The organism is Vibrio sp. Vb0937 (assembly GCF_033338855.1).
In genome coordinates this window covers 1-1,461 of the sequence record NZ_JAWOTK010000178.1, presented here as the reverse complement: position 1 = coordinate 1,461, position 1,461 = coordinate 1, and the positions used below count along the sequence as shown (strand labels likewise).

Annotated in this window: 3 protein-coding genes and 1 pseudogene; all 4 read left to right on the top strand. The window is 46.1% G+C overall.

Annotated elements, in window-relative coordinates; all coding sequences use genetic code 11:
• Nucleotides 1-117 (top strand): annotated as a pseudogene (locus R7P67_RS24215) (P-II family nitrogen regulator); the annotation flags it as partial.
• Nucleotides 114-521 (top strand): CBS domain-containing protein, encoded by a 408-nt coding sequence (locus R7P67_RS24210; RefSeq protein ID WP_005454537.1) that lies wholly within the window; start codon nt 114-116, stop codon nt 519-521. The pseudogene R7P67_RS24215 and the gene R7P67_RS24210, both read left to right, overlap by 4 nt.
• Before the next feature lie 142 nt (nt 522-663).
• Complete coding sequence (locus R7P67_RS24205; RefSeq protein WP_011105727.1) at nt 664-873, top strand: hypothetical protein; 210 nt, start codon at nt 664-666, stop codon at nt 871-873.
• A gap of 69 nt (nt 874-942) precedes the next feature.
• The coding region (gene yfcE, locus R7P67_RS24200; RefSeq protein WP_318086240.1) for a phosphodiesterase at nt 943-1,461 on the top strand (519 nt) is incomplete at its 3' end.

Sequence of the window (1,461 nt, the reverse complement as noted above, 5' to 3'; positions counted from 1 at the left end):
GGAGAGTTTGACCGAGAGTCGGGGCAGGGGATTGCGATTCAAATTGATATCGAGGATGCCGTAGGTGTTGCGCATCAAGTCGAAACGTTGACCAAGGTGGTTGAGGATGAACTATGAGTAATCAAACGATAGTACGAGTAAGGGATGTCATGGCTGCTACTTACGTTATGGTAGATGGACTGATGACCGTATACGAAGGCATTACTCTGGCAAAGAAGTATCAAGTGAAAGCGCTGGTGGTCAAAAAGCGCGATGACAACGACGAATACGGCATTGTGCTAATGAATGATATTGCGAAGAAAGTGTTGGCAAATAACCGTGCCCCTCAGCGCACCAATATCTACGAAATCATGACTAAGCCTGCTTTGTGTGTCGATCCAGATATGAACGTTAAATACTGTGCTCGTCTGTTTGAGCGATTTGGGATCAGCCGCGCGCCCGTGATTGAAGATGGCGAAGTGATCGGCATGGTGAGTTACAACAATATCGTGATTAATGGCATGGTCAGAGAGGATGGCTAAACTGTGTAAGTAACATGCGTAATATTTTTCTCAAGTCAGCGACATGCGTCAATCTCTAAGATATTGATTATTAGTGATGTTGCATATATTTTCACAGGCGCTATTCTTTGTGCCCTAAGCATATAGTTGAGGAATTTAAATCATGCCTTTAGTCTCTTGCCCTGTGTGTGAGAAACAAATATCGAAACGTGCTCACACATGTCCAGGGTGTGGGGAACCGGACCCGTTACACCATTTAGCGAAGTCGAAGTTCATTTCGATGGTTTTTTGGACATTAGTTTTAGTCGGTGCCGGATATTTTGCTTGGTTCCATTTGCTACCAATGCTGATTGAGACTGTGCGTCATCAGTAATCGGGAAGTCGGTTGAGCATACGTCAGAATGCCGTAGAATAGCCTCATACATTTTGAGGAGACAACGTCGTGAAACTATTTTTTGCCTCAGACCTGCATGGCTCTTTGCCGGCAACCGAAGAAACCATCAAGTTATTCCTAGCATCAGGTGCAAAGCATTTGGTGCTGTTGGGTGACACGTTGAACCACGGACCACGCAACCCGATTCCGGAAGGGTATAACCCGCCCCAAGTGGCGGAGCTTCTCAACCAATACAGTCAGCAAATCATCTCCGTACGCGGTAACTGTGACAGCGAAGTAGATCAAATGCTGCTGAACTTCCCAATGATGATGGATTACGCATGGGTATTGCTAGAGTCTGGTAAGCGAATCTTTCTGACGCATGGCCATTTGTACAACAGCGATAAAAGACCGCCTTTGCGAGAGGGCGACATCATCGCTCATGGTCATACGCATGTTCCCGTAGCCGAAATGAAAGAGGGTGTGGTGATCTTTAACCCTGGTTCAATGACTTTCCCGCGTAATGGTTTACCAAGAAGTTTTGGATTACTGGATGGGAATACGCTCAGTGTTCAAACGCCAGAAGGT